Origin of the sequence: Thiohalocapsa marina (assembly GCF_008632335.1) — a bacterium.
GTDB lineage: Bacteria > Pseudomonadota > Gammaproteobacteria > Chromatiales > Chromatiaceae > Thiohalocapsa > Thiohalocapsa marina.
In genome coordinates this window covers 146,461-165,980 of the sequence record NZ_VWXX01000004.1, presented here as the reverse complement: position 1 = coordinate 165,980, position 19,520 = coordinate 146,461, and the positions used below count along the sequence as shown (strand labels likewise).

Sequence of the window (19,520 nt, the reverse complement as noted above, 5' to 3'; positions counted from 1 at the left end):
TGGCTCGGTACGGTCCGCCGGCACCGGCAGTGGGCACAGGTGTGGCGGGGCACGGACCGAGGGCGTAGGCAGGACACCGTTGGCACCTGCGTGATCGCGCCCTTGTTGCTGTTCCTGCTCCTGGTCGCGCCCGTTGTCCCGGCCCGGTCGGAGGCACCGTCTCCGCCGCCGGATAACGGATCGCCCTCCGCTCCCGGGTTCGAGCGATCCATGGCCACCCTTGCCGCACACCCCGCGGTGGTGGAGGCCAGGATGGCCGAGGCCGAGGCCGCTACCGATCTGGCCGAGGAGGAGCGGGAGCGCCTGCTGGGCCAGTATCGGCGGGTGCTGGACAATCTGGCCGCACAGGCGGCGGCGCAGGACGAGGCGGCAAGGCTGCAGGAGCGGCAGGCGCGGGCACCGGGTCAGGCCGAGTCCATCCGCGCGCGTTTGTCCGCCATGGAACCCTTGCCGCAGCCCCCCGTCGAACTGCCGGCTGACGCGGATCTTGCCGCCGTGCGGCGCCTGCTGGTGCAAGAGGCGGCCGAGGTCGCGACGCGACAGGAGCGGCTGGACGCCCTGCAGCAGGCGCTGGCCGAGGAGGCTGACGCCCTGCCGGGCTGGTTCCGTGGGCTCGCCGAGCTGCGCCAACGGGCACTGGACCTGGAGGACGAGCTCGCGGGCGCACTGGCCGCCGGCGCGGAAGGCGCGGAGGCGCTGACCCGTTACTGGCTGCTGGAGAGCGAGCGCGACCGCCTGCGTGCCGAGGCCCTGGTGCTGGAGCAGAAACTGCTCGGCGCCGACGTCCGCCGCGCCCTGACCCTGGCGCAGCGCGACGAGGCCAGGCTTTCCCTGGATCGCGCCCTGGCCCGACAGGCCTGGCTGCAGGCGCAGGAAGAGCAGCGCCGGCGCGCGGAGGCCGATCGGGTCCTGGCCGAGATCGAGGCCGCCAAGGAGGCTGCCGCGGATGCCCATCCCCAGGTGTGGGCGCTGGTGCGGGCCAATGCCGCGGTGGCCGAGACCATCAACCAGATCAAGGCCCGGGCGGCGGCGGCGGAGGCCGCCAGCGCCGAGACCGCGACGACCAGCCGCGCCCTGCAGCAGGCATTCGACAACGACCGTCGGCGTATCGCCGCCGCCGGGATCAGTCGCGCCATGGGACGTGCGCTCGTGGACCGGCGCGAGCGGCTGCCAAGCGTCCGGGAACTGAGGCAGCAAGCTGCCGAGCGCGCGGATGCAGAGGCCGAGGCGACGCTTGCCCAACTACAATGGCGCGAGGAACTGCTTCAGCTCGGGCCCGGTGCCGCGGGGCAATTCGGTGCCGAGCTCGCCCAGCTGGACCCCGTCACGGCCGAGGCACTCGAGGCGCAGCTCGATGAGCAGATCAGGCGTCGCGTCGACCTGCTCGAGGGCGCAATCGAGGCCGAAGAACGGCATCTGCGTGCGCTTGCGGAGCTGGACCTGGCCGCCGAGTCGCTGCGCACTGTCATCCTGGACTATCGCGCCTTCCTGGATGAGCGTCTACTGTGGACGCGAAGTCATGTACCTGTGACCGAGCAGGGCTTTGACGCGCTGCCGCGGGTCATCGCCGAGCTGGTGAGCCCAAGCAACTGGCTGCTGGTGGCGCAGGCCCTGGCCGCCGGTCTTGCCGCTGCCTGGAGCTGGTGGGTCGGTCTGCTCGTGGTCGCGCTGCTGTTGGTCTTTGACCGGTGGCTGCGGCAGCGCATCCGCGCCACGGCGGCACCGCTGCGGAGAATCAGCAAAGACCGCTTTGCCTACACCCTCGGCGCCATCCTGCTGACGCTGCTTCTGGCGGCGCCGGTGTCGCTGTTGCTGGCCCTGCTCGGGCTCATCCTGATCAGCGCGCCCAGCCCGGAGGCCTTCCCCTACGCCGTCGGCAACGGCCTGCTGCGCATCGCGCCACCGCTGTTCTGCCTGCGCGCCTTTCGCATGCTATGCATGTCCGGCGGTGTGGCGGAGCGTCACTTCCGCTGGCGCACCCTGGTGCTGCGGCGGCTGCGTCGCTCCCTGGATATCGCCATCTGGACCCTGCTGCCGCTGGCCTTCGTCGCGGCCGTGATGAGCACCCTCGGCGAACTCCAGGCCGCCACCCTCGGCCGCCTGGCCCTGACCGGTGTCACGCTGGGCTTTGCGCTGCTGGTTGCCGTGGCCCTGCATCCGCGGCACGGGCTGCTGCGGGACCTCCTGGCCGAGACGCCGAACGGCCTCGCCAATCGGTTGCGCCACCTCTGGTATCCACTGGCCGTGGCGGTGCCGCTGATGCTGTCCATCCTGACGCTGGCCGGCTTCCACTACACCGCGGTGACCCTGTTCGACCTCTGGCTTGGTCAGCTGTGGCTGCTGTTCGGGCTGGTGGTTTTGCAGCAATCCATCGTGCGCTGGCTGCTGGTGACCCGACGCGAGCTCGCGCTGCGCGTGGCCCTGGAGCGGCGGGCCCGGCGCGAGGCGCAGCGGCAGGATGAGGCCATGGCGGAGGCCGAGGCCAATACCGAAACCAGTGCCGAGGCCCGGGCGCGGACGGACGCCGGTGAGACGGACGAGGAGACCGTCGACCTCGTGGCCCTGGATGTCCAGACCCGTCGGCTGGTCAATGCCCTGATCGCGCTCGGCGCGGGCGTCGGGCTCTGGGTGCTCTGGGCGGACGTGCTGCCGGCACTGAACGTGCTTGAGCGCATCCCGCTCTGGGGCAATTCGGGCGTGGGGGAGGGCGGCGAGGACCTTCTGCCCGTGACGGTCGCGGATCTGGGCGTGATGCTGCTGATCGTCGCCGTAACCGTGATTGCGGTACGCAACCTGCCGGCGCTCCTGGAGATCCTGCTGCTCAAGAACACCGGCATCGGTGCCGGCGGTCGCTACACCATCATCGCGCTGACCGGCTACGCCGTCATGGCCGTTGCCACCCTGTCGGTGGCCGGGCGGCTCGGACTCAGCTGGCAGCAGGTGCAGTGGCTGGTGGCCGCGCTCGGCGTGGGTATCGGCTTCGGCCTGCAGGAGATCGTGGCCAATTTCATCAGCGGGCTGATTATCCTGTTCGAACGGCCGATCCGCGTTGGCGACACCGTGAGCGTCGGCGAGAACACCGGCGTGGTGGCCCGTATCGAGATCCGTGCCACCACCATCCGGACCCTGGATCAGCGCGAGCTGCTGGTCCCAAACAAGCAGCTCATCACGAGCGAGGTAATCAACTGGACCCTGTCCGACCAGATCAACCGCGCCGATATCCTGGTCAGCATCGAGTACGGCAGCGACACCGAGACGGCCCTGCGCATCCTCGGCGAAGTGGCCGCGGCGGACCCGCGGGTGATGACTGACCCGGCGCCGGTGATCACGGTCGAAAACCTGGGTGAGCGCGGACTGGAACTGATGTTGCGGGTCTTCCTGCCGACCATCGCCGACCGGCTCAGGATCCGCGGCGATCTGGTCAACGCCATCGACCGGCGGCTGCGCGAAGCCGGTATCCCCATCGGCCTGCCACGACGCGATGTCAGGATGCGCGATGCTCCGCTGACCTAATGCGGCGCTGATTCATTGGCCATCCTGGCCAAAAATCCGCACGCGATTCGAAAACGCGGTTTCCGAATCGCTGCATTTCCAGCGGCGTGCGCCGCTAAAAATGGCGGGGCCTCCTGCCCCGCACGGGAAGCACCGAATAGATCAGCGCTTCCCTAAACAGCTTTGCGCAACGAAAACTCAGCCGGCAGTAACAATCGTCAGTATTGGTACTTTCAACGATCCAGCCTCAGTGCAAAATAGAAGTCTGCAATCAAGGCTGATACTCGACGGCAACCGCCGGAACGTCAGCTCAATTGGTCGAGCCAAGGCTGAGACGAGATGCGCCGAATGCTGGAAAGACAACCGCCTCGAATGCGCTGTTTGCACTTGGACCGCACAAGCGTCTTTTTGACGGGCTTGGGGGTCGTGCTTTGCCTATCCTCGAATGCCGCATCGGCCTTGCAGCCGACGGAGCCGGAAGGCATCGAGGAGCCGGCCCTTGCGGAGCCCCTGACAACGGCCGATCGACCGTTTTGGGACGACGCCTCGGCGGGCTATTTCTTTCGCTCCGCCTATTTCAGGCGCTCCAGCCATGGCGATGAGCCGGGGCTACCCGAGTTCAATCAACGCGGTGCCGGTGTCGGTGGCTGGCTCTATGGGACCACGGGCAAGCTCGCAAATCTGCTCTCCGTCGGCGGCTCACTGTATTTCACCGTGCCGCTGGATGCCCCCGAGGAGCATCCCTACAACTTCATCTTGCGCGACCCCTATCAGGACGGCTATAGCGTCCTCGCCGAGGCCTACGCCAAGCTGAGCTACGAAGACGACAGCCAGGAGCATGCGCTGGTGATCGGCCGTCAATCGATCAACAACCAGTGGTTCATGACCGACGTCTATCGCTTCTTCAACAAGCTCGACCAGAGCATGATCGGCCGTCGCGATATCCGCGGCATGCACCCCATCACCTACGAGGCGGTCACGCTCAACGGCAGGCTGCTCGACGGCAACCTTCGCTATCATGCCGGTTATGTGACCGACATGAAGCAGGTCAACGACATCGAGTTCCGCAACCTCTACCAGGCGGTCTATCAGTTGCTGACCTGGCCCGACGCTGCCAAGCAGGGCGAGACCGACGGCATGGCCTATGTGCAGGTCAACTGGAAGCCGGGGCCGGATACCATGCTCTCGGCTTCGTACCACATGGTCGACGACCTGCTGAACATGGGCTACCTGGATCTCGATCATGTCTTCCGCTTCGATGACCGGAGATATTTTCGTGTCGGCACCCAGTGGATGCACCAGAATTCCAACGGCGACAGCCTGGTCTCGGGCATCAATGGGCAGCCTGGTCGCGGATTCAGCACCAATTACGGCGGCATCTATCTCGAAGGCCGGCCCTTTCCCTGGTGGATCCCCTATGGCATGGCCGGCATCACGAGCGAACGGGCGCAGATTCGCTCACCTTACTCCATCGGTCCGTCCTATCTCGTCCAGCGGGTGGGCGAGAACTCGGCCGCCGGCGAGCATACCTGGATCCTGGGCACGGTCATCGACTTCAGCAGCTGGGGCCTGAAGGACCTGTCCTTCGACATCACCTACGGCGAGCGCAGCAACCGCAATGTCGACGGCAGTCCCAATCTCCCATTGGCGGACTGGAATGAGGCAGCGGCGGATCTGATCTACATCTTCCCTCAGGACGGGCCATTCAAGAACCTGCGCGTCCGGGCCAGATATGCGCAGGTCTGGCAGAAGGGTGACCAATGGGTCGCCTCGGAGGGTGCCATTCGATCGCTCAATGCCATGACCGAAGACATCCGCTTCGATATCGGGCTGAATATCCCGTTCTTCTGAGCCCAGGAGACGCTGATTTATTGGCCTCCTGGCCAAAAATCAGCACGCGATTCGAAAACGTGGTTTCCGAATCGCTTCATTTTCAGCGGCTTGCGCCGCTAAAGCGCTCAGTTAGCGGCCAACCAGCTGAGAAACTGGCTGAAGACGCCGTCAACCATGTCCTGATACGCCGCGATGCGGGACTCGCGCTCCTCCAGTGGAGTCTCTGTTGGCATGGACTTCAACAGGCGAATCTGCAACTGCAACATGCGGGCGTTTTCCTGCTCGATGCGACGCAGGGCGACGACGAAGGGATCGAGCGGATCGACTGCGTCGGGAATGACCGGTGCGAAACGAATGCGGGCAAGTTGCGCATGGCCCAGCGCCAGGCCGCGAAAGGCGGCATCCGGATTCAATGCTGGCCCCGGCGGAGGCAGGAGGATCTGACCCCAGGCCATGGCCAAGGGCGAGATGATCTGGTTGCCTCGAAGCGGGAGTGCGGGATTGATCGACCAACTGGTGGTGCGCAGCAACAGCGAAATGGCCTCGAGTTCTCGGGAGTATTGCGTGAACGCGGATTGCTGCGCGGCATCGAGACGCGCCATCCACTGCACCCAGGAATGGTATGCGGCATTGCCGGTTTTGGTCCCGCTCAGCAACAGGGCGATCTTGGTCTGAACATCGGCTGTCAGGCCATCCGACTCGATGCGCTCGCGCGCCTGATCATAGAGGATTGGCTCAATCATGATCGTTGCCCTCCTGGGAATGCACTTGATGCCTGCTATCCAGGCCGACCACGGCATCGGACTTGGTCGCATCGGGGCTCGCGAATTGAACGGCGCGCATCCAGTCGCCGATGCAAGGCAGCCATTGCTGGGCCGCGCCGGGGTCGTCGGAGGCCACCCAGACACTTTGATCGCCTTTCCAGCGACCGTCTGTGACCTGACTCAGAAAGACCTCCAATTGCCGCATGGTCACGGCCGGTTTCTCAATGGTAAAGGCGTGATAGGCCTGCTGGATGATCAGTAATCGGGAATTTTCGATCCCTTTCCGGATGCGCTCATGACACTCGCGCGGGGTAAAGAAATCATGTTCGCCATTCATGATCAAGGTCGGCACCTCGATGCCGGAAAGACCCGGCGTCAAGGGCTCGAGCTCGACAAAGGACTCCATGAGATTCTGCATGGCATAGGCATCGTTGCCGATATAGCCGTTGCGCATCATGGATGGAATGCGCGCGCGATTGGCGTCGATCCAGGCGGAGCTCATGTTCATCGGATAAAGCATCTGCTGCAGATAGGGCATGCCGACCTCGGTCAGGCCCTGCAGCAGCATGGCGCCGAGAAATTCCAGTTGTGGCGTCAGTTCGGCAAAGGTGCTCATCACCGTCAGGCTTTGCAGGCGATGGCCATATCGAATGGCGAAGTCGAGCGCCACGAAACCACCAAAGGAGATGCCGGCCAGATGAACGGTCTCGAGCTCGAGCCGATTTAGAAGCGAGTCGAGGAGCTCCGCGTGATGCCTCAGCTGGATATCGATAACGGGCTTGGAAGAGCGCCCCTGGCCGAGCATGTCGTAGGCGAGGACGCGATAGCCTCGGGGGACAAAATAAGCCGCATAGTCTTCCCACAAACGGGCATTCTGAGTGAGGCCATTCAGGAATACAATGACGGGCCGGCCTGGGTCGCCTCTTAGCTCATAGTGAATTCGATGACGCCCGCATTGAACGCTTGGCATGGTGTTTTCCATTGGTCGATTGCGATTGCTCGAATGATACAGGTCTTTCTCATGAATTGCTTCAGATCGCCTTTGACGCCCCAGATTCAAGCCGCGGGGCAGTCGCAGGCCGCTCGGTTGGAACAGGCGCAGCGGTTCCAGCATTGCGTTCCGTCTGGTTTGCGCACGCTGCGTTAGCGGTGAATCGAGCCGGACACCTTTCAATACATCGCATGACGGAGGTTTTTGACATGAAGAGACTCAGGCGGGGTCCCCGCCGGACCATCGGCTGGTTGCTGTCAGCGCTGCTGACCGCGTCGCCGATCGTCACGGCCCATGCCCAGGCATCGATCACCGAGCGCTCGGCCGTGCCCGAGCTCGATGCGCTCAAACAGACCTACGAGGTACCCGGTTTTCGCATCGGCGGCCGCTACGATCTCGATGATCCCGACGCCTGGAAGGACGGCGGGGTCGGCGGCACCACGCTGGAGTCGCTCGGCGCTGCGCCGGCGCGCACGGCCTACATCGCCGTCGGCACGCCCGAGCGCAACGCCGAGGGGGAGATCATCAACGCCATCGTGATCAACGCCTTCTTCTCCGGCGATGCGACCTCGATGTACTCGAACTGGTATGCCGGCGGCGCGGGCAATGCCTTCTCGGGCGGCGCCCTGGTCGGCCCCGGGCTGCTGTTCGATACCGACCGCTTCTATGTCATCTTCGTGGACGCGCTCGGCCTCTGGGGCGCATCCAAGCCCTCAGACGGGCTCGCACGCCGCTTCCCGATGTACAGCTACTACGACATGGTGCATCTGAATTATCGCCTGCTGCGCGAGCACCTCGGCGTGGCCCGCGTGGTGCTGTCCACGGGCGTGTCCATGGGTGGGACCCAGGCCTATTACTGGGGCCTGATGTATCCGGAGATCGTCGAGGCCGTGCTGCCCATCGGCGGCGCCTCGGCCACCGATGGCGAGGGCGGCTCCGTGGCGGCCTGGACCTTCCAGCTGGCCAAGGCCGCACTGGAGTCCGATCCCGTCTGGCGCGAGACCAACGCCGATTACTACCACCTGCCGAAGGCGGAGCACCCGAACAAGGGGGTCGAGTTCCATTGGTCGAATCTCTCGCTGACCGGATTCGATCTCTCCCATCGCCAGTCCCTCGGCTGGGATGAGGTGTCCACGGAGGTCTTCACCTGGAGCCAGGACCCGCGCCTGGGTCCGGACGCCGGCACCCGTCTGCAACGGCTCGCTGCCCAGTTCGACGCCGTCGATCTCTGGTATCGCGATACGGTCGGCGAGCGCCACAACCTCGACGCGCTACTGCCGAAGATGCAGCCACGCACCCTGGTAGTACACGTTGAGAATGACCTCTGGCTGAAGGCCAGCGAGGCGCGCAAGGCCTCCGAGCTGATCCCGGGCGGCCTCTATGCCGACTTCCCGTCTCCCATCGCCCACTATGCGGTGTTCAAGGCACCCAATGTGCTGGCCGACGACCTGACCTTCAGCTCGTTCATGCGCTCGGCAGGGATCACGGCCGACGAGGGGGTGGTCTGCGAGGCGAGCAACTACCGCCGACCGCGGGTCAATAGGCAGCCGGACCCGGAGCGGTCGTTCTGGCTCGACGAGATGGTCATGCCCTTCCCGGTCAAGTTCGCCAAGGTGGCGGACCGGCGCGGCGTCGAGTGGGAGATCGGCTACATGGACGAATACTGCGGCAACGAGCCGAACCCGCCGACGCTGGTCATCGTGCACGGCAAGGGGGCCTTCGGCGGACACTATGGACATCTGATGCGGTTTGCGGTGGAGCGCGGATTCCGCGTCATCGTGCCGGACATGCCCCTGGCCGGCGTGTCCGGACCGGGCAATCTGGATCGGCCCCAGACGCGCACCCTCGACGATGTGCGCGATGCCTTCCACGCCCTCATCGTCGGCGAGCTGGGGGTCGAGAACGCCTGGTACTACGGCCACTCCCTGGGCGGCCAGACGGTGCTCGGCTATGCCTTGCGCTATCCCGAGGCCGTGCGTGGGCTGATCCTGGAGGGACCGGCCGGTCTGGAGGAGTATCCGAAGCATTTCCAGCTCGGCGAGCAGTCCCTGCCCATGTGCGACATCGCCATCGCCTACGATCTCGATCAGTGGCACGCGGCCTATGATCCCCTCGGGCTGGTCCAAGTCGAGCTGGACCGCACGCCCGAAAACGTCCGCGACTTCTTCTACTTCAAGACGCGCGACGAGGCGGGGAACGCGGTACCGAGCCCGCTGGGCTACTTCGTCAACGACACCGAATATGCGCGCCTGCACACGGATCAGCGCATCGCCATGATCAGCGGCAACCCGCGCGAATTCGAGCAATGGGCCTTCCTGTTCATCTACGACCTCTTCACCATCTGCGCGGAGAACAACATCGAGGACGAGCAGTCGCTGTACAAGCGTCTGCCGGACATCGAGGCACCGATCTTCCTGGCCTTCGGCGCGCGTGAGCCGTTCATCCCGAGCACCTCGCTGAACGGGCTGACCGACCTGGCCCGCGACATCATCATCCCCTTCCGCGAGCGCATGGCCGCCGCGGGCAATGCGCCGACCATCAAGCTCTATCCGGATGTGGGCCACTTCATCCATACCGACGTGCCCCTGGAGTTTGCGCGCGATGTGGTCGGCTTCATGCAGACCGGACAGGTGGATGCGATGACACCAGCGGTGATCGATGCCCTGATCAACGGCGCTGCGCCGCCGGCCGCCGCGACGCCCGCGGCGACCTCGGATCAACCGGCCGGCCTGGCCAAGTGAGGTTTGCGATGAAGATAACGCATGCGAACACCCGTCTTAGCGGTTCCGCGATGATTCTGGCGCTGGCGGCCATCCTGGGGGCCACTCTGGCGGCTCCGGGGACGATCCTGGCCGCCGTTGAGGGCACGACGCCGCGGACAACCGAGCCCCCGGCGGACGCGCTGACGCCGAGCTCCGGCGTCATGGCCCTGGACCACCTGAAGCGCTATTACGCCATCCCCAACTTCCGTCTCGGCGGCCGCTACGATCTCGATGCCGACCCGGCCAGCTGGCACGACGGCGGCACCGGCGGCACCACGCTGGAATCCCTCGGCGCGGACCCGCTTCGGGTCGCCTACATCGCCGTCGGCACACCCAGGCACAACGACGCCGGCGAGATCATCAACGCCGTGGTGATCAACACCTTCTACTCCGGCGACGCGACCAATATGTACAACTTCTGGTACGAAGGTCAGGCCGGCAACGACTTCTCCGGGGGCGCCATCGTCGGCCCGGGCCGGGTCATCGACACCGATCGCCATTACGTGGTCTTTCTCGATGCGCTCGGCCTCTGGGGCGCCTCCAAGCCCTCGGACGGGCTTGGGCGCAAGTTCCCGGCCTACAGCTACTTCGACATGGTGCAGGCCAACTATCGGCTGCTGCGCGAGCACCTGAACATCGCGCAGGTCGAAGTGGTCACGGGCGTGTCCATGGGGGCCACCCAGGCCTGGGTCTGGGGCGTGATGCACTCGCCCAGCGGATACGTCAGCGCCATCCTGCCCATCGGCGGGACCACGGCCTCCGACGGCGACGATCCCGTCGGCGCCTGGACCTTCCTGCTCGCCCAGGCGGCGCTGGAGAGCGATCCCGTCTGGCGCGAGACCGACGGCGACTACTACCACCTGCCGGTCGATCAGCATCCGCGCCAGGGCCTGCAGTTCATGTGGTCGCGCCTGCAGCTGACCGGCTTCACCTTCCAGGTACGCACGGCCCAGCCCTGGGCGGAAGTCGAGCGCGAGGTCTTCCACTGGGAGCCCGAGGGCCATCAGACCGCGGCCTTCATCGCGCGCACCCAGAACGAGGACGCGGTGGACTTCTGGTACCGCAACGACGCCGGCTTCCGCTACAACATCAACGATGAGCTCGGGCGGATCCAGGCGCGCACCCTGGTGGTGCATATCGACACCGACAAGTGGCTGCTGCCCGACAATGCGCGCAAGGCGGCGGCAGCCGTAGACGGGGCGGACTTCGCCAGCTTCGCCGATCCCACCGCCCACTATGCCGTGTTCCGCGCGCCCAACGTGCTCAAGGAGACCATCGGCGCCTTCATCGACGATCGCTTCACCACGCGCCTGCCCGGGATCGCCGATGCCGGCGTCGGGGCCGCGAGCGGGCAGGCCGGCGCGGAGGAGCGCCCGGCCGGACTCTCCAAGTAGATCAGGTCCGCCAGGATCTTGCGCCTTGCAGGCCGCCGCCGGGCGGCCGGCAGGGTGTCGTCCCCCATCTGCGTTGCCCTGGCACGCCGCTGCCATCGAGCACCAGTCCTGGCGTGAGCCGCGGACAACCGTTACCCTAATGCAGCCGTCAGCCTCCAGCCACCAGCCACCAGCGCCGCCCAATCAAGCGCTTGGTCGATTTTTTCACGGATCGGGCGATCACCCGTTGGGTGAAAGGCCGCCGGCCGGACATCGGCTCTGAAACAAGGCTTTCAGCTGGTGGCTGGTGGCTGTCTGCTCTTTCCAGGATCAGCGGAGCCTGAGTGACGATGACGACGACAGATGGCGCCGGAGGCTGGTGCGTGCGGCTCGCCCTGATCATCGTCCTGATCATTGGCCTGGGATGCGGTCGGGCGTGGGCGTTGCCGCCCATGCAGCCGATCGACTTGGCGCGTGGCGGAGACGGGGTCGTGCTGACGGACGCGCTGTGGCTGCACGAGGAAACCCCGGGGCAGCCACTGACCATCGCAGAGGTTCTTCAGTCTACGGATTGGGAGGCAACGAGCCCAGAGAACCTGAGCTCGGCCTATCGCCCGACAACCGTCTGGCTGCTCGGGACGATCCGCAATAGTGGTGAGACCCCGCTCTCGCGCTGGCTCGTCCTGCTGCCCTGGCAGCTGCGGGACGTGCAGTTGTTCCTGATCGACCCGGTCACGGGAGCTGTCTCGACGCACCAGCGCGCCGGACTCGGCGTCGCGCGCGAGGCCCTCGAGGTCGCCAAGATCCAGCCCACCTTTGCCATCGAGCTGGCACCGGGACAGACCCAAACCCTGTTGCTGCGCGTGCAGGACCGCAGTTTTCTCGGACTGACGGTGCGCAGCGTGGAGCCCGAGGCCTTCGTGGCGAAGGAGGGCGCACGCCGGGATCTGTATCTGCTCTTTGCCGGGTTCGTCCTCGCCATCATGGTCGTGCTGCTCGCATGGGGCGATTGGCGCTTCACCCTGGCGAGCGTCTGGCTGGGATGCATCATCCTCTTCGAGCTGTCCTACGAGATCCCGCTGGTGCTTAGCCTCTGGCCGGGGCTGCGCCCGCACATGATCTCCCTGTTCACCATCTCCGGGGCACTGACCATCGCCGTCTTCGCCCTGGCCTCGCTGGTGTTCCTGGAGATCTACCGCAATCGCGCCTGGCGCATCCTCTACGGGATCCTGATCGGCGGCATCCTGGTCGCGGCCTTTGCGACGCCGCTGACCGATGAGACACAGCTGACGCGGTGGGTGGCGGTGCGCCTGACGTTGGTGATCGCCCTGCTCTGGCCCATCTCGGTGCTGTTCGCGCCGCGTCGCCAGGGGCCGTATCAGTGGGGCGTCCTGATCCTGCTGGTCGGCTGCTGGCTGCAGATCATGGTACGGATCTTCACCTCCACCGGCCTGATGCCACGCATCCATGACGATGTCCTGGTGATGCTCTACCGGCTGGTGCCCCTGGGGCTGATCCTGGGTGTCATCGTGCTGGACCGGCTCGCCCGGCTCAGCCGCGAGCGCGCCCGTGAACGGGAGCTGCGGGCCATCGAGGAGGCCGCGCGCCAGGCGCTCATCGACCGACAGCAGGAAGAGAACCTGCGCCTGGCGGCGGCGGTGGAGCAGCAGACGCGCACCTTGCGCGAGGCGACTCGGCGCGCGGAGGAAAGCAGCGAAGCCAAATCCGCCTTTCTTTCCACGGTGAGTCATGAGCTGCGCGCACCCCTGCACGATATCCTGGGGTATGCGCAATTGCTTGCTCGCCAGATCCCGCCTCAGGCTCAGGAGCAGTTGGCCGTCATCCAGGATGGCGGTAACAAGCTCCTGCATCTGATCAACGATATCCTTGCCTTCAGCCGCGGCGAGGCCAGACCGATCATACTTGTCCCTGCCCCTTTGTCGCTGCGTCGGCTGGCCGCGCATCTGGGCGAGGTCTGCCGCCCGCTGGCGGCGCGAGGCGACAATCGGCTCGTGACCCGGGTCGAGCTTGGCGAGACCGAGTGGGTCATGGGCGACGAGCCGCGACTGACACAGATCTTGCGGAATCTGCTGGAGAATGCCTGCAAGTTCACCCAGCGCGGACGTATCGAGCTGGCCATCACGCTGACCGACCCATGGCGAACGCCGGACGCGGCCCCCTCGGTGTGGTTTTGCGTGTCCGACACTGGCCCGGGGATTCCGGAGTCGGAGCAAGATACGATCTTCCAGCCGTTCAAGCGGCTCGATCGCTATCAGAGCGTCCCCGGTCTGGGTTTGGGCCTGGCGATCGCGCAACAACTGGCGACTGCGATGGGCGGGAAGATCCAGGTGCGCAGCAGCCAGGGCGAGCACCATGGCAGTACCTTCAGCTTCACCTTGCGTCTGCCCAGCTGCGATCCACCGGAGCGCCAGTGGGATGCCGAGCAGCGCCCGAGCGGCTATCGCGGGCGGCGTCGAACCCTATTGATTGCCGATGATTTCCCCACGAGCCGCCAGTTTCTTGCCGATTGTTGCACGGCCTGGGGATTCAGGGTCATCCTGGCGGTCGACGGCGCCGATGCCCTGGCACGTTTCCGCGCGGCCGATCCGGCCTTTGATGCCGCGCTCGTCGACCAATTCATGCCCCATCTGGATGGCTGGGGGTTCTTGCGGGGTGTGCGTGAAGCCGATCAAGGCAGCGAGCTGCCGGTGATCCTGATCTCGGCGGCGCCGCAGCAACGGCCCGAGGGTTATCCCGAATCGGTACAGTTCGATCAGTTCGCCATCAAGCCACTCTCGGAGTCGCGTCTGGCGGTCATCCTCGGCGACGTCCTCGGTCTGGACTGGGAGTACGCCGAGGAGTCATCCCCACAGGATCCGGCCTCACCGGTCGCTCTCCCAGCCTCATGCACGGCCGCGGAGCGCGCGCATTTTCTCGAGATGCTCAGTATCGGGCAGCTCAAGGCAATCCAGCAGTGGGCGCAGGAGATGGCCGAGCGGGATCCGGAGCACAGGGCTGCATGGAGCGAGATCATGCATCTGTGCGCCGTCATCGATCTCCCCGGTCTGCAGCGTCTGGCCCGGGCCGCCGGCGAGGGCTAGCAATGCGGTGTTCTGCTTAGAAGGGATTTCTGGCGGCTAAGAATTCCTACCTGCGGCGCTTGATCCGGAGGGGGAGGGGTGCGACCGTGAAATGCGCATTCCATGCGCCTGCGAGCCGTTACCTGGCCCAGCCATCCGGTGCCGGTCGAGCCCCACGCAGGAGGTCTTCGCAGGGCATCTGCCGCCGGCATCCGGCAGCCTGCTGGAGCCTCCACGACCCGACCTCCGGACGGGGGGCGGTGCCGGCTCCATCCGCTTGACGCCACGCTTGTCGAAAACATGCCATGAGCCAGCACACAACCGAAGAGCGTCCTCGGCGGCGACTCAGTATCGCCACCCAGGTCTTCATCGGACTGGGCCTGGGGCTCCTGATCGGCCTCTTCTTCGGCGAAGAGGTGGCCTTTCTGCAGGTGGGCGGCGACATCTTCATCGCGCTGCTGCAGGTGACGGTCATCCCTTACGTGGTGGTGGCCCTGATCACCTCCCTGGGGCGGCTCACGCTGGCGGAGGCAAAACAACTTGGGCTCAAGGCCGGCGCCGTGCTGCTGCTGCTCTGGGTCATCGGCCTGGCGGTGGTGCTGAGCAGCCCCCTGGCCTTTCCGAGTTGGCCCTCGGCCTCCTTCTTCAGCACCAGTCAGATCCAGGAGCCGGTGCCGGTGGACTTCCTGGGCCTCTATATCCCCTCCAACATCTTCGGCTCCCTGGCCAATGCCGTGGTGCCGGCCATCGTGGTCTTCAGCATCCTGTTCGGCGTGGCCCTGATCCGGGTGGGCAACAAGCAGCGCTTCATCGACCTGCTCGCCACCGCCGGCGATACCCTCATGACCATGACCGGCTTCATCGGCCGGCTCGCCCCCTATGGCGTCTTTGCCATCACGGCGGCCGCGGCCGGCACCATCGACGTCGCCGAACTGGCCCGGCTGCAGGTCTATGTCGTCATCTATGTGGCCATGGCCCTGATCCTGAGCCTGTGGGTGATTCCGGGGCTCATCGCGGCGGTGACGCCGCTCGGCTACGGCAGCGTCGTGAGCGCCTTCCGCGGCCCGCTGATCACGGCCTTCGCCACCGCCAACGTGCTGATCGTGCTGCCGGTGCTGGCGGCCGATGCCAAACGCCTGATCGCCGAGACCGACGGCCGCGAGCAGCAGCCGAGCGAGCAGGAGGAGTCGGCCATCGACATCCTGATTCCGGCGGCCTTTCCCTTCCCGAATCTCGGCCTGGTGCTGTCGCTGCTATTCGTGCTGTTCGGTGGCTGGTTCGTGGGCGCGTCGGTGGCCGTCAGCGACTATCCCCTGATCGCCGGCGCCGGGCTCGCCAGTCTCTTTGGCAGCACCATCCTGGCCCTGCCCTTTCTGTTCGATCTGCTGCGGCTGCCGGCGGACCTGTTCCAGGTGTTCATCACAGTGGATGTCATCGGCGCGCGCTTCGGCACGCTGCTGGCCGGCATGCACATCATCGCCATCGCCCTGATCGGCACCTATGCCCTGGAGGGCCGACTGCAGGTGCGCCTCGGCCGGCTGTTGCGCTTCGCCGTCCTCTCGGTGGTGCTGGTGCTCGGGACCCTGCTCGGCATCCGCGCCTTCTACACCTACGGCTTCGTCGCCCCCTTCACCAAGGATCAGCTGCTGACCGGACTGTCCTTCGCCGGCGAGCCGCAGCCCCATACCGTCTTGCGCGAGCCGGCGCCGACACCGGCCGGAGCGCCGGGCAGCCTGGAGCGGATTCAGGCAACGGGCGTGCTGCGCGCCTGCTATCGCGACAGCGACTATCCGTCGTCGTTCTTCAACCGGGATGGCGATCTCGTGGGCTTCGATATCGAAATGACGCACCGTTTCGCGCGCATGCTCGGAGCGGACATCGTCTTTGTCTCCGTGGACTCGAGCGAGGCCGCGGAGACCGCGCTCAACGACGGCACCTGCGATCTGTTCATGTCCCTGCTGCCGATCGTGCCGGAGATGACCATGGGCTTCGCCATGAGCGTTCCGGTCATCGACAGCCCGATCGGCCTGATCGTGCAGGACCATCGGCGGCGCGAGTTCGAGACCTGGGAGCAGATCCAGGCCACCGCCGGCCTGCGAATCCTGACCACCGATAACCGCGCATCCCTGCGCTACATCGAGCGCATGCTGCCCGAGGCGGAGCCCGTGTTCTTGCCGAATATCCGCAATCTGGACGCGGTCCTGAGCCAGGAGCCACCGGCCTTCGATGCGATCCTCATGGCCGCCGAGGAGGCCGCGGCCTGGACCATCCGCTTCCCGCGCTTCAATGTGAGCACGCCGACGCCGATCCTCATGGCCCCCTTCGGCTACGCCCTGGCGCGCGACCTCGACCCGCACCTGCTGAACTTCTTCAACGCCTGGCTGAACAACGCGCGCGGCTACGGCACCGTCGACGCGCTCTACCGCTTCTGGATGCTCGGCGAGCTGGGCAGCACGCGCCAACCGCGCTGGTCCGTCGCGCGCGATGTGCTGGGGTGGATCGACTGAGCGCACCACCCGCATCCGCACCTTCCACGACTCGCAGCTCTCGGTGCCCAACTCGGTCACCACCAACGCCACCATCGACAACATGGGCGGAGGAGGGGCGCTGGTCGGTTTACGCGCGGGCAGGCGCTGTGTGCCAAGCCTACGCACTTAGTCACCCAAGTCGTCCGCCGCCTCGGCCAGGCGTCTCAGCGCCGACAGGTCGAGGGCGCTGCACATGGCGATGATTCCCTGCCACAGGGCATCGCGCTCGGGATGCTGTTCGGCCATCTCGATGGCCCAGCGCTGAATCTCGATCACCTGACCGATGGCGACCATGTCGCGCAGTCGGCCGCGCTCCTCCGCGGACAAGGAGCCCGCTGGGGATACAGGCTCGCGCTTGGACCCGCCCGCGCTCGAGGCGTCTGGCGCATACTCCCAGTCAAGCGACAAGACCTCCGCGAGGATCCGTGCCAGTTGCCGTTCGAAAACTGGCTTCATGACAAATCGGTCGAAGGTCATCGCCTCAGGAAAGGCGTCGGGCCGCTGCACCGGCGCGGCCGAGATCAAGATGACCGGCAGCCTGTGTCCCTGCTCGGTGGAGCGCGCCTCGTGCAGAAATCCCCAGCCGTCGAGGCGGGGCATGAATTGATCGACCAGAACGGCATCCACGGGAGGATCCGCTGTCCGGAAATGCGCCAGGGCCTCGGCACCGTCGCCCGCTACCAAGACCCGGAATCCCCAGCTGCGGCAGCATTCCGCCAGAAAATGACGACTGGTCGGCTGGTCGTCCGCAATCAGCAGGGTCCGGCGGCGTCCCTGATACCCCAGGATGCTCGCGTCTTCGTCGGCGTCCGGGTCTCTTCCCGTGCTGGTGGGCAGGCGCAGCTCGAAACTGAAGGTGCTTCCAGCCGTCTCGCCGCGATCGCTCCGCAGCAGGATCCGACCGCCCATGGCAACCGTCAATTGCTGGGCGATCGCGAGCCCCAGGCCAATCCCCGGCAGGCCTCGGTGCCGCTCCAAGCGCTGGAAGGGCTGAAAGATCGTCGCTTGCTTGGACTCGGGAATCCCCACGCCGGTATCGCTCACGTAAAACCGCACCAGGGCGTCGGCGCCAACGCCCCCCTCGTCCCTCGTCACCGCCGAGTCCATTGCCACATCGGGCCCCGAATCGGGCGGCTCGGCACGCTCGATACCGAGCTCGATGTGCCCGTCTTTGGTGAACTTACAGGCGTTCTCCAACAGATTACGCAGCACTTGGGTCAGGCGTTGATCGTCCGTCAGCACCCAGTCGAGGCCGCCGAGATCGAGCCGAGCGATGAAGCGATTGTTGCCTCGCTCCGCCAGCGGCCGGTAGACCGCGGTCAGTTGCCGCGCCAGCTGCCTCAGCGACAGCGGTGCGCGCTCGATCACGATGGGCTTGGCGTCCCCCCGACTGAAGTCGAGGATGTCGTTGATCAGCCGCAGCAGCTGATTGCCGCTGTCCTGAATGATGCCCAGTTGGCTCCGGGCCTGGGGTGGTACCTGGCGCGCCAGCAGCTGGGCGTATCCGAGAATGTCGTGCAGGGGCGCGCGCAGCTCATGGCTCACCGCCGAGAGAAAGGCCGACTTGGCCTGATTGCTCTCTTGAGCACGGGCGGCCGCCTCCCGCAGCGCGCGGGTGCGGTCCTCCACCGCCGTTCGCAAGCGAGTCTCCAGTGTCGTATTCAGCTCCTGCAGCGTCTCCTTCTTGTGTTGCAGTTCTGTTTGCGCCTGTTGCAGCGAGGCCGCTTCCTGTTGTAGCCGCGTTTCAGAGCTTCTCAGGCGCGACTCGATCTGCTGTCGTGTCTTGACCTCGCTCGCCAGACGGCGGTTCCAGTAAAAGACCGCCAGCAACACCAGCGAGGCGGCGAGCAGGATCGTCCACGCAAGGGTGTAGTCGGTGCGGGGGGGCATCTCCAGCGTCAGCCATTTCCGCAGGATGGCGTTATGGTCCTCGCGGCTCATCGAGGCGATGCCCCGAGTGATCAGGTCCGCCAGTCCGGGCCAGTCCGCGCGCACCGCCATGGCCTGGGTATTGATGCCGTACGGCGTGGGCGCCACCACCATCAGGTTGTTGAGCCGATGCTCCTTGACCATGAAGGTGCCAACCGCCAGGTTGCCGACATAGGCGTCCGCCTGTCCCGTGGCCAGGGCCATCAGGGCGTCCAGAGAAGTGGGCGCGTCGACGACATTGATGCGCGGAAAGTCCTGCCGGAGCTTGCTGGCGATCAGAAAACCCTGCTCGATGACGACCGTCTTGCCGTCAAGGCCTTCCAGGCCGATGATGTACGGGCTATCGCGGCGAACGAAGATGACCCAGGGGGCGCTGAGATAATCCGCGGTGATCGCGAACTGCCGTTCGCGTTCCGGCGTCCGGGTGAAGGTGGGCAGGAGATCGTACATCCGGCGCTCGCCGGCGACATCGGCAAAGGCCTCCGAGAACGGGGTATCAGCGGCGACATACTCCACCTCGAAGCCGAAACGCTCGGCAATGTGGGAGAGATAGTCCAGCGCCAGACCGGCCGGTGGCTGCTCCTTCAGCATGTACGGCGGGTAATCGGCAACGCGTGCGCGAACCCGATGGCCGGCATCCAGCCAGGCGCGCTCGCGCTCCGTCAGCTGCGCCCGGTCCGCTTCGGACAGGCGCGCCTGCGCCGACAGGGCGACCAGCAGCCCAAGGCCCGTTAGAACAACCGCCACTCTCTTCATGCGGAACCTGCG

10 protein-coding genes are annotated in these 19,520 nt (G+C 65.8%); 7 read left to right on the top strand and 3 right to left on the bottom strand.

Annotation, left to right across the window (positions count from 1 at the left end):
- The first annotated feature begins 210 nt into the window (after window positions 1-210).
- A complete protein-coding gene (locus F2Q65_RS04710; RefSeq protein WP_170265522.1) occupies window positions 211-3,513 on the top strand; it encodes a mechanosensitive ion channel domain-containing protein in 3,303 nt (1,100 codons plus the stop codon).
- A 438-nt stretch (window positions 3,514-3,951) separates the two neighbouring features.
- A complete protein-coding gene (locus F2Q65_RS04705; RefSeq protein ID WP_170265521.1) occupies window positions 3,952-5,343 on the top strand; it encodes an OprD family porin in 1,392 nt (463 codons plus the stop codon).
- A gap of 107 nt (window positions 5,344-5,450) precedes the next feature.
- Here the strand turns inward: F2Q65_RS04705 and F2Q65_RS04700 are convergent, their stop codons facing one another.
- Window positions 5,451-6,068 (bottom strand): hypothetical protein, encoded by a 618-nt coding sequence (locus F2Q65_RS04700; RefSeq protein ID WP_150090930.1) that lies wholly within the window; start codon window positions 6,066-6,068, stop codon window positions 5,451-5,453.
- Window positions 6,061-7,203: an alpha/beta fold hydrolase gene (locus F2Q65_RS04695; RefSeq protein WP_150090928.1), complete on the bottom strand. Its 1,143-nt coding sequence runs from the start codon at window positions 7,201-7,203 to the stop codon at window positions 6,061-6,063. The genes F2Q65_RS04700 and F2Q65_RS04695 overlap by 8 nt, the downstream gene beginning before the upstream one ends.
- A gap of 86 nt (window positions 7,204-7,289) precedes the next feature.
- On the opposite strand from F2Q65_RS04695, the gene F2Q65_RS04690 reads away from it, so the two are divergent.
- From F2Q65_RS04690 to F2Q65_RS20370, 5 genes are all read left to right on the top strand, one after another.
- Window positions 7,290-9,821 carry an alpha/beta hydrolase gene (locus tag F2Q65_RS04690; RefSeq protein ID WP_170265520.1) on the top strand — a complete coding sequence of 844 codons (2,532 nt, stop codon included), beginning with the start codon at window positions 7,290-7,292 and terminating at the stop codon, window positions 9,819-9,821.
- A gap of 8 nt (window positions 9,822-9,829) precedes the next feature.
- A complete protein-coding gene (locus F2Q65_RS04685) occupies window positions 9,830-11,236 on the top strand; it encodes an alpha/beta hydrolase family protein (protein ID WP_170265519.1) in 1,407 nt (468 codons plus the stop codon).
- 329 nt (window positions 11,237-11,565) lie between these two features.
- Window positions 11,566-14,316 (top strand): hybrid sensor histidine kinase/response regulator, encoded by a 2,751-nt coding sequence (locus F2Q65_RS04680; RefSeq protein ID WP_150090923.1) that lies wholly within the window; start codon window positions 11,566-11,568, stop codon window positions 14,314-14,316.
- A 284-nt stretch (window positions 14,317-14,600) separates the two neighbouring features.
- Window positions 14,601-16,802, top strand: coding sequence for a cation:dicarboxylate symporter family transporter (locus F2Q65_RS04675; RefSeq protein ID WP_150090921.1), 2,202 nt, complete (start codon window positions 14,601-14,603; stop codon window positions 16,800-16,802).
- Window positions 16,780-16,953 (top strand): mechanosensitive ion channel domain-containing protein, encoded by a 174-nt coding sequence (locus tag F2Q65_RS20370; protein ID WP_386116070.1) that lies wholly within the window; start codon window positions 16,780-16,782, stop codon window positions 16,951-16,953. The genes F2Q65_RS04675 and F2Q65_RS20370 overlap by 23 nt, the downstream gene beginning before the upstream one ends.
- Here F2Q65_RS20370 and F2Q65_RS04670 read toward each other — a convergent pair.
- Window positions 16,950-19,508 carry an ATP-binding protein gene (locus F2Q65_RS04670; RefSeq protein ID WP_150090919.1) on the bottom strand — a complete coding sequence of 853 codons (2,559 nt, stop codon included), beginning with the start codon at window positions 19,506-19,508 and terminating at the stop codon, window positions 16,950-16,952. The two genes, F2Q65_RS20370 and F2Q65_RS04670, sit on opposite strands and share 4 nt — an antisense overlap.
- Between the last annotated feature and the right edge of the window lie 12 nt (window positions 19,509-19,520).